At 58.6% G+C, this 10,269-nt stretch carries 9 protein-coding genes; 8 read left to right on the forward strand and 1 reads right to left on the reverse strand.

Annotation, left to right across the window (positions count from 1 at the left end; all coding sequences use genetic code 11):
• The 7 genes from ALO64_RS26270 to lpxC all read left to right on the forward strand — a co-directional run.
• Positions 1-364, forward strand: a 364-nt coding sequence (locus ALO64_RS26270; protein ID WP_268872037.1) for a glycosyltransferase, incomplete at its 5' end; no start/stop codon positions are given.
• Positions 357-1,817 carry a UDP-N-acetylmuramate--L-alanine ligase gene (murC, locus tag ALO64_RS09905; RefSeq protein ID WP_044343932.1) on the forward strand — a complete coding sequence of 487 codons (1,461 nt, stop codon included), beginning with the start codon at positions 357-359 and terminating at the stop codon, positions 1,815-1,817. The genes ALO64_RS26270 and murC, both read left to right, overlap by 8 nt.
• A complete protein-coding gene (locus ALO64_RS09910) occupies positions 1,814-2,773 on the forward strand; it encodes a D-alanine--D-alanine ligase (protein ID WP_044343933.1) in 960 nt (319 codons plus the stop codon). The genes murC and ALO64_RS09910 overlap by 4 nt, the downstream gene beginning before the upstream one ends.
• A gap of 3 nt (positions 2,774-2,776) precedes the next feature.
• On the forward strand, positions 2,777-3,646 hold the full coding sequence (locus ALO64_RS09915; protein WP_004666180.1) for a cell division protein FtsQ/DivIB: 870 nt from the start codon (positions 2,777-2,779) through the stop codon (positions 3,644-3,646).
• Positions 3,647-3,660: 14 nt separating this feature from the next.
• Complete coding sequence (ftsA, locus tag ALO64_RS09920; protein WP_002555042.1) at positions 3,661-4,917, forward strand: cell division protein FtsA; 1,257 nt, start codon at positions 3,661-3,663, stop codon at positions 4,915-4,917.
• A gap of 100 nt (positions 4,918-5,017) precedes the next feature.
• Positions 5,018-6,205, forward strand: a complete 1,188-nt coding sequence (gene ftsZ, locus ALO64_RS09925; RefSeq protein WP_002555041.1) for a cell division protein FtsZ — start codon at positions 5,018-5,020, stop codon at positions 6,203-6,205.
• A gap of 112 nt (positions 6,206-6,317) precedes the next feature.
• Positions 6,318-7,229, forward strand: a complete 912-nt coding sequence (gene lpxC / locus ALO64_RS09930; RefSeq protein WP_002555040.1) for a UDP-3-O-acyl-N-acetylglucosamine deacetylase — start codon at positions 6,318-6,320, stop codon at positions 7,227-7,229.
• Positions 7,230-7,346: 117 nt separating this feature from the next.
• On the opposite strand, the gene ALO64_RS09935 is transcribed toward lpxC, so the two are convergent.
• Entirely contained in the window at positions 7,347-7,802 is a 456-nt protein-coding gene (locus tag ALO64_RS09935) for a DUF721 domain-containing protein (RefSeq protein ID WP_044343934.1), read from the reverse strand.
• A gap of 304 nt (positions 7,803-8,106) precedes the next feature.
• On the opposite strand from ALO64_RS09935, the gene secA reads away from it, so the two are divergent.
• Positions 8,107-10,269, forward strand: a 2,163-nt coding sequence (secA, locus tag ALO64_RS09940) for a preprotein translocase subunit SecA (RefSeq protein WP_235804989.1), incomplete at its 3' end; no start/stop codon positions are given.

Consider the following 10,269-nt stretch of genomic DNA (forward strand, 5'->3'; position numbering starts at 1 on the left):
TAAGGTTGCGCCATTCATACAGAACATGGCCCAAGCCTATGGCTGGGCCGATCTGGTGGTCTGCCGCGCAGGCGCATTGACCATCAGCGAACTGGCCGCCGCCGGCCTGCCGTCGTTGCTGATACCGCTGCCCCACGCGATTGATGACCATCAGTCACGTAACGCTGACTATCTGGCTCGCGAAGGCGCAGCCTTCGTCATGCCGCAAGCGGCAACTGGTGCCGCCGAGATGGCAGCACGCCTGAAAGAGGTTTTGATGCAACCCGAACAATTGAACAGCATGGCCCGCACTGCACGCAGCCTGGCCATGCCTGATGCAACCAGCACTGTCGTCAACGTCTGTGTGGAGGTGGCCCATGGTTGAGAATCAACGCGCCATGCCACAACCTGAAATGCGCCGTATCCGTCGTGTCCACTTCGTCGGTATCGGCGGTGTCGGCATGTGCGGGATCGCCGAGGTGTTGTTGAACCTGGGTTACGAAGTCTCGGGCTCCGACCTGAAGGGCTCGGTCGTGACCGAGCGCCTGGAATCGTTCGGCGCACAGTTTTTTATCGGCCATCGTGCCGAGAACACCATCGGTGCCGACGTGCTGGTAGTGTCCAGTGCCGTCAACACCTCCAACCCGGAAGTGGCCACCGCGCTGGAGCGCCGCATTCCGGTCGTACCGCGTGCCGAGATGCTCGCCGAGCTGATGCGTTATCGCCACGGCATCGCTGTTGCCGGTACGCACGGCAAGACCACCACCACCAGCCTGATCGCTTCGGTATTCGCTGCCGGCGGCCTGGACCCGACCTTCGTGATTGGCGGCCGTCTCAACGCGGCGGGCACCAATGCGCAGCTGGGCACCAGCCGCTACCTGATCGCCGAAGCCGATGAGAGCGACGCCAGCTTCCTGCACCTGCAGCCTCTGGTCGCTGTGGTCACCAATATCGACGCCGATCACATGGCGACCTACGAAGGCGACTTCAACAAACTGAAGAAGACCTTTGTCGAGTTCCTGCACAACCTGCCGTTCTATGGCCTGGCGGTCATGTGCATCGACGATCCGGTAGTGCGTGAAATTCTCCCGCAGGTCAAGCGCCCGACGTTGACCTACGGCTTCAGCGAGTCTGCCGACATACGTGCGATCAACGTGCGTCAGGACGGCATGCTGACATTCTTTACCGTACTGCGCCGCGACCGCGAGCCGCTGGATGTGTCGGTGAACATGCCCGGCAATCACAACGTACTCAACTCGCTGGCGACCATCGCTATCGCCACCGACGAGGGCGTCAGCGACGAGGCCATCGTTCAGGGCCTTTCCAGGTTCCAGGGCGTCGGTCGGCGCTTCCAGGTCTACGGCGAGCTGCCGGTTGACGGCGGCAACGTGATGCTGGTCGATGACTACGGTCACCATCCGCGCGAAGTCGCTGCCGTTATCAACGCTGTGCGTGGCGGCTGGCCTGACCGTCGTCTGGTGATGGTTTACCAGCCACACCGTTTCAGCCGCACCCGTGACCTGTACGACGATTTCGTCCAGGTGCTGGCAGACGCCAATGTGCTGCTGCTGATGGAAGTCTACCCGGCCGGTGAAGAACCGATTCCTGGTGCGGACAGCCGCAACCTGTGCCACAGCATTCGTCAGCGTGGCCAGCTGGACCCGATCTACATCGAGCGTGGTGTCGAGCTGGCGCCGCTGGTCAAGCCGCTGTTGCGTGCCGGCGACATCCTGTTGTGTCAGGGCGCTGGCGACATCGCTGGTCTTGCGCCACAGCTGCTGAAAAGCCCACTGTTCGCCGGTGCCAAAGTGGCCCCCACCGAAGGGAAGCTGAAATGACAGCCGTCGCCCAGCCGTCCCTGCGCTCGACACTCGAGCCGAAAAGCTTCGGCCGTGTCGCCGTGCTCTTTGGTGGCAAGAGTGCCGAGCGTGCAGTCTCCCTGAACTCGGGTAATGCCGTGCTCAAGGCACTGCTCGATGCTGGCGTGGATGCGTTCGGCATTGATGTGGGCGATGACTTCCTGCAGCGACTGGTCAGTGAAAAGATCGACCGTGCCTTCATTGTTCTGCACGGGCGAGGCGGCGAAGACGGCACCATGCAAGGCCTGTTGGAATGCCTGGAAATCCCTTATACCGGCAGTGGTGTACTGGCTTCCGCGCTGGCGATGGACAAGTTGCGCACCAAGCAGGTCTGGCAGAGTCTCGGCCTTGCAACGCCCTTGCATGCTGTTCTTGGAAACGAGAGCGATTGTATTTGCGCAGCGACGGAACTGGGCTTCCCTTTGATCGTCAAACCGGCCCATGAAGGTTCAAGTATCGGTATGGCAAAGGTGAACAGCGTCGATGAATTGATCGCCGCCTGGAAAGCCGCCAGTACCTACGATTCGCAAGTATTAGTCGAACAGTGGATTCAGGGACCTGAGTTCACTGTGGCGTCTCTGCGTGGCCAGGTGTTGCCTCCCATTGGCCTGGGCACTCCTCACAGTTTTTATGATTACGATGCCAAGTACCTGGCGTCCGATACTCAGTACCGGATCCCTTGCGGGCTTGGCGATGCGCAGGAACAGGAACTCAAACAACTTGCAGCACGCGCTTGCGACGCCATCGGTATTGCAGGGTGGGCGCGCACGGATGTCATGCAGGACGCACAAGGCAAGTTCTGGTTACTGGAAGTGAATACCGTGCCCGGCATGACCGATCACAGTCTGGTGCCAATGGCTGCGCGTGCTGCAGGTCTGGATTTTCAACAACTGGTGTTGGCGATTCTGGCCGACAGTGTTCAGGCGAGAGGGTAAGGCATGTACGGCGCGTCGGCACGTCCTCAGCCACCTGCACCCGGCCGCAACAAGCCGGTGCCGCGTGGCGCCAGCCGAATGGTGGCCAAGGAGCCTCTGTCGGCGCGCCTGCCCAAGGCTAACTTCAGTGTTCTGAAGCGTCTGCTCTGGCCTGTGTTGCTGGTGGTTCTGGGGTTCGGCACTTATGAGGCAGCGCAACGTCTGCTGCCGTACGCCGACCGCCCGATTACCCGCATCAATGTGCAGGGCGATTTGAGTTACATCAGCCAGCAGGCCGTGCAACAGCGGATTGCGCCTTATGTGGCGTCGAGCTTTTTCAAGATCGATCTGACCGGCATGCGCACCGAGCTTGAGCAGATGCCCTGGATCGCCCACGCCGAAGTTCGTCGTGTATGGCCGGATCAGGTTGTGATTCGTCTTGAAGAGCAGTTGCCGGTTGCCCGTTGGGGTGATGAAGCGCTGTTGAATAACCAGGGGCAGGCTTTCACGCCGCGTGAACTGTCCAATTACGAACATCTTCCCCAGTTGTTCGGCCCGCAGCGGGCCCAGCAGCAGGTGATGCAGCAGTATCAGGTGTTGAGTCAGATGTTGCGCCCGCTGGGCTTCTCCATCGTGCGCCTGGAGCTGCGCGAGCGCGGCAGCTGGTTCCTGACGACAGGCGCCGGTAGTGCTGGCCCGGGAATCGAATTGTTGCTTGGACGCGACCACCTCGTCGAAAAAATGCGCCGTTTCATCGCGATTTACGACAAAACGCTGAAAGAACAAATCACGAATATCGCGCGCGTCGACTTGCGTTACTCCAACGGCCTTGCGGTCGGTTGGCGCGAACAGGCAGCGGCAACGACGGATAAACCCGCCGTCGCGAAGAATTGATAAGAGGCAGGACCATGGCAAACGTGCAAAGCGGCAAAATGATCGTCGGGCTGGATATCGGTACCTCCAAGGTGGTGGCACTGGTAGGCGAAGTCGCGGCTGATGGCTCGCTGGAAATCGTGGGTATCGGTACCCATCCCTCCCGCGGCCTGAAGAAGGGCGTGGTAGTGAATATCGAGTCGACCGTGCAGTCGATCCAGCGTGCAATCGAAGAAGCGCAGCTGATGGCGGGTTGCCGTATTCACTCGGCATTTGTCGGCGTTGCAGGCAGCCACATTCGCAGCCTGAATTCGCACGGCATCGTGGCGATTCGTGATCGCGAAGTCAGTTCTGCGGACCTGGAGCGTGTGCTCGATGCTGCTCAGGCGGTGGCCATTCCTGCCGACCAGCGCGTGCTGCACACCCTCCCTCAGGATTACGTGATCGATAACCAGGAAGGCGTGCGTGAGCCTTTGGGCATGTCCGGTGTACGTCTGGAAGCCAAGGTTCACGTCGTGACCTGCGCAGTGAATGCCGCGCAGAACATCGAGAAGTGCGTGCGTCGCTGCGGTCTGGAAGTCGACGACATCATTCTTGAACAACTGGCGTCGGCGTATTCCGTACTTACCGATGACGAGAAAGAGCTGGGCGTGTGCCTGGTGGATATCGGTGGCGGTACGACCGACATCGCGATCTTCACCGAAGGCGCCATTCGTCACACGGCGGTTATCCCGATTGCGGGCGATCAGGTCACCAACGACATCGCCATGGCGTTGCGTACCCCGACCCAGTACGCCGAAGAAATCAAGATTCGCTACGCCTGCGCCCTGGCCAAACTGGCCGGTGCCGGTGAAACCATCAAAGTACCGAGTGTAGGCGACCGTCCACCTCGCGAGCTGTCGCGTCAGGCCCTGGCCGAAGTGGTAGAGCCTCGTTACGACGAGCTGTTCACGCTGATCCAGGCCGAGCTGCGCCGCAGCGGTTACGAAGACCTGATCCCGGCTGGCATCGTGCTGACCGGGGGCACAGCGAAAATGGAGGGTGCGGTCGAGCTGGCCGAGGAAATCTTCCACATGCCGGTACGCCTTGGCGTGCCGCACAGCGTCAAAGGGCTCGCTGATGTCGTGCGCAACCCTATCTACTCGACCGGCGTAGGCCTGTTGATGTACGGGCTGCAAAAACAGTCGGACGGCATTTCACTGTCCGGGATGGTCGGCAACAGCAGTTACAGCGACGAAACCAAGGCACCGGTGCTTGAGCGTATCAAGCGTTGGGTGCAGGGCAATTTCTAAGTTTCAACGTTTAAAAGTTTCACAGCTTCAGATTCAGGGCTTCAAAAGCAATATCGGCAGGCAGTAGGCAAAACTAACTAGAAAGCGGAAGGAGAGAGAAATGTTCGAACTCGTAGACAACGTCCCGCAAAGCCCGGTTATCAAAGTTATCGGTGTAGGCGGTGGTGGCGGAAACGCTGTCAATCACATGGTCAAGAGCAACATCGAAGGCGTGGAATTCATCTGTGCCAACACAGATGCTCAAGCGCTGAAAAACATTGGCGCGCGGACCATTCTTCAACTGGGCACCGGCGTGACCAAAGGCCTTGGCGCTGGCGCCAACCCTGAAGTCGGTCGTCAGGCCGCACTGGAAGATCGTGAGCGCATTGCAGAAGTTCTGCAGGGCACCAACATGGTTTTCATCACCACTGGCATGGGCGGCGGTACCGGTACCGGTGCAGCACCGATCATTGCTGAAGTGGCCAAGGAAATGGGTATTCTGACGGTCGCAGTCGTGACCCGTCCGTTCCCGTTCGAAGGTCGCAAGCGTATGCAGATCGCCGATGAAGGCATCCGCATGCTGTCCGAAAGCGTCGACTCGTTGATCACCATCCCCAACGAGAAGCTGCTGACCATCCTGGGCAAGGACGCCAGCCTGCTGTCGGCTTTCGCCAAGGCTGACGATGTACTGGCCGGTGCCGTTCGCGGTATCTCCGACATCATCAAGCGTCCGGGCATGATCAACGTCGACTTCGCCGACGTCCGCACCGTGATGAGCGAAATGGGCATGGCGATGATGGGTACTGGCTGCGCCAGCGGTCCTAACCGTGCGCGTGAAGCCACCGAAGCGGCCATTCGCAACCCGTTGCTCGAAGACGTCAACCTGCAGGGCGCTCGCGGCATCCTGGTCAACATCACTGCCGGTCCTGACCTGTCGCTGGGTGAGTACTCGGACGTGGGTAGCATCATCGAAGCGTTCGCTTCCGAGCACGCGATGGTCAAGGTCGGTACGGTAATCGATCCGGACATGCGTGACGAGTTGCACGTGACTGTGGTTGCCACCGGCCTGGGCGCGAAAATCGAGAAGCCGGTCAAGGTCATCGACAACACGCTGCAGACCACCCAGCAGGCTCCTGCCCAGCAGGCGTCGCGCCAGGAAGCACCTTCGGTCAACTACCGCGATCTGGACCGTCCTACCGTGATGCGCAATCAGGCACACGCAGGCGCTACGGCAGCGGCGAAGATGAACCCTAACGATGATCTGGATTACCTGGATATCCCGGCTTTCCTGCGTCGTCAGGCCGATTGATGAAATGTATCAGGGGTATTAGGGTGATTGGTGTTCAGCAAAGGCATGGTCTGCTATCATCGCCAGCCTTTGTTGATACCAGTTCGCAACTTGCGCTGAAGCGGCCCATGCCATGATTAAACAACGCACCCTGAAAAATATTATCCGTGCCACAGGTGTAGGCCTGCACTCCGGGGAGAAGGTTTACCTGACCCTCAAGCCCGCACCTGTGAATACCGGCATTGTGTTTTGCCGAGCTGACCTTGACCCCGTCGTGCAGATCCCTGCGCGTGCGGAAAACGTCGGCGACACCACTCTGTCGACCACTCTGGTCAATGGTGATGTCAAAGTTGACACGGTAGAACACCTGCTCTCGGCCATGGCTGGCCTTGGCATCGATAACGCCTACGTCGAGCTCTCTGCCTCCGAAGTTCCTATCATGGACGGCAGCGCAGGCCCTTTCGTATTCCTGATTCAATCGGCTGGCCTGGAAGAACAGGACGCGCCGAAGAAATTCATCCGCATCCTGCGTGAGGTCACAGTGGAGGAGGGCGGTAAACGCGCTACTTTCGTGCCTTTCGAAGGGTTCAAGGTCAGTTTCGAGATCGATTTCGATCACCCCGTCTTCCGTGATCGCACCCAGAGTGCAAGCGTGGACTTTTCCAGCACTTCCTTCGTGAAGGAAGTCAGCCGTGCCCGGACCTTCGGGTTCATGAGTGACATCGAGTACCTGCGCAAGCACAACCTCGCACTCGGCGGCAGTGTGGAAAACGCCATCGTGGTCGACAAGGACGGCGTACTGAACGAAGACGGCCTGCGTTACGAGGACGAATTCGTCAAACACAAAATCCTCGACGCCATCGGTGACCTTTACCTGCTGGGCAATAGCCTGATCGGTGAGTTCCGTGGCTTCAAATCGGGGCATGCACTGAACAATCGTCTCCTGCGCACGTTGATCGAGCAGAAAGACGCCTGGGAAGTGGTGACTTTCGAGGATGCCAGTACGGCACCTATTTCCTACATGCGCCCTGTCGCGGCCGTGTAGGCAAGCTTTACTCTCTTTCCTTTTGTTCTTTAAAGGCTGCCCTCGGGTGGCCTTTTTTTATCGGCTTCATTGGGCAAAGCCAGTTGCGCAGAGGATCTGGCGAAAATCACTCAGACGTTATTTCTTGTCCTTGGCATGGCTGGCCAGCCGCTCAAGTGCTGCCCGCAGCTTGGGATCAGTGATGCCATCGGCGGTGGCCTGAATGTTCTCGGCGGCAATCGAAGACAGGTCGATGGTGTGCGTGGCCGCTCCGCGCGGGGCTTCAGGTGGCTGCACCCTGAAGACAATGCGCGTCAGGTTGATGAATTCGTCGAAGGCCATCAGTTGCCGGTGCAGGCGCTTCTGCTGATAGCGCAGGCGCGTGGCCCAGTGACCATCCGTCACGATCAGCAACAAGGTGCCTTCGCGCCACGAGGCCACACGACAGTGCTCGCGCGCGGCTGGTTGCAGCTGACTTTCGAGCAGGCGCTGCAAATGGCTAAGGCGTTCGGCGTGGCGAAAGATAGCCTTCAGAGGCTTGGCTTCACGCAGCAGAACCGCGGGCGGGCGGGCGTTCAGAGGACGAAAGGCCATGGTGGAGTGCCTGGTAACAAGATGAACATCTTAACAGAAAGCGTTCTAACGGCTGCTTTTCAGGGCATTTCCGTGCTTTCATATGCAAATCAATGAGTAACTTCCCCGGATTATGGGTTGAAGTGCTTGAAATTGGCCCCATTGTAAACCTGCCCCATAACAGCGCTGTGCCAGCATCGTGGAATAACGCCACTTTCCTCACCATCGTTTCCGGGTAGAATGCTCGTTCGCATGCGGCCATCTGGGCTGCACGGGCGACTCACGGGGCCGCCCTCCATTCCTATGTGTGGAAGATCCTGTCGATATGTTTGCGCCTTTGTTGAAAAAACTTTTTGGAAGCAAGAACGAGCGTGAAGTAAAACGCATGCTCAAGACGGTACAGATCGTCAATGCCTTCGAAGAGCAAATGGTGGCCCTTTCGGACGAGCAATTGCGCGCCAAGACCGAAGAGTTCAAGGCCCGCATAGCCAAAGGCGAGACCCTCGATCAATTACTGCCGGAAGCCTTTGCTGTCGCTCGTGAAGCGGGCAAGCGCGTCATGGGCATGCGCCACTTCGACGTTCAGTTGATCGGCGGTATGACCCTGCACGAAGGTCAGATCGCGGAAATGCGTACCGGTGAAGGTAAAACCCTGGTCGGTACGTTGGCTGTGTACCTCAATGCGCTTTCCGGCAAGGGCGTTCACGTAGTCACTGTGAACGACTATCTCGCTCGCCGAGATGCCAACTGGATGCGTCCGTTGTACGAATTCCTCGGGCTGACCGTAGGCATCGTCACACCATTCCAGCCGCCGGAAGAAAAACGCGCTGCTTATGCTGCCGACATCACCTACGGCACCAATAACGAATACGGCTTCGATTACCTGCGCGACAACATGGCGTTCAGCATGGACGACAAGTTCCAGCGCGAACTCAATTTCGCCGTAATCGACGAAGTCGACTCAATTCTGATCGACGAAGCGCGTACGCCGCTGATCATCTCCGGTCAGGCCGAAGACAGCTCCAAGCTGTACACCGAAATCAACCGCCTGATCCCCAAGCTCGAGCAGCATATCGAGGAAGTGGAAGGCGAAGTCACCAAACCGGGCCACTTCACCGTTGACGAGAAAACCCGTCAGGTTGAGCTGAACGAAGCCGGTCACCAATTCATCGAGGAAATGCTCACCGAAGTCGGCCTGCTGGCTGAAGGCGAGAGCCTGTACTCGGCGCACAACCTGGGCCTGCTGACTCACGTTTATGCCGGTCTGCGTGCGCACAAACTGTTCAACCGCAACGTCGAGTACATCGTTGCAGACGGCCAGGTTCTGCTGGTCGACGAGCATACCGGCCGTACCATGCCGGGCCGTCGCCTGTCCGAGGGCCTGCATCAGGCCATCGAAGCCAAGGAAAACCTGAACATTCAGGCCGAAAGCCAGACCCTGGCATCGACCACGTTCCAGAACTACTTCCGTCTGTACAACAAACTGTCCGGCATGACCGGTACGGCCGACACCGAAGCGTTCGAACTCCACCAGATCTACAACCTGGCCGTCATGGTCATCCCGCCGAACAAGCCGTTGGCGCGTAAAGATTTCAACGACCTCGTCTATCTGACGGCGGAAGAGAAGTACGCAGCCATCGTTACCGACATCAAGGCCTGCATTGCAGAGAACCGTCCGGTGCTGGTAGGTACGGCGACCATCGAAACCTCCGAACACATGTCCAACCTGCTCAAGCAGGAAGGCATCGATCACAAGGTTCTGAACGCCAAGTTCCACGAAAAAGAAGCAGAAATCATCGCGCAGGCCGGTCGTCCGGGTGCTTTGACCATTGCTACCAACATGGCGGGTCGCGGTACCGACATCCTGTTGGGCGGTAACTGGGAAGTAGAGGTCGCCAATCTGGAAGATCCGACCCCTGAGCAGATCGCACAGATCAAGGCTGACTGGCAGAAACGCCATCAGCAGGTGATCGAAGCGGGTGGCTTGCACGTTATTGCCTCCGAGCGCCACGAATCGCGCCGTATCGACAACCAGCTGCGTGGCCGTGCCGGCCGCCAGGGTGACACCGGTTCCAGCCGTTTCTACCTCTCGCTCGAAGACAGCCTGATGCGTATCTTCGCCTCGGACCGCGTGAAGAATTTCATGAAGGCGCTGGGCATGCAGTCCGGTGAGGCTATCGAGCACCGCATGGTGACCAACGCCATCGAAAAAGCGCAGCGCAAAGTGGAAGGTCGCAACTTCGATATCCGCAAGCAATTGCTCGAGTTCGATGACGTGGCCAACGAGCAGCGCAAAGTGATCTATCACATGCGTAACACGCTGCTGGCTGCCGAGAACATTGGTGAGACCATCGCTGACTTCCGTGAGGAAGTGCTCAACAATCTCATCAGTCAGCATATTCCGCCGCAATCCCTGCCGGAGCAGTGGAACGTTGCCGGTCTGGAAGCCGCGCTGAACACCGACTTTGCCGTCAAACTGCCCGTCCAA

This window comes from Pseudomonas meliae (genome assembly GCF_001400515.1).
Classification (GTDB): Bacteria; Pseudomonadota; Gammaproteobacteria; order Pseudomonadales; family Pseudomonadaceae; genus Aquipseudomonas; species Aquipseudomonas amygdali.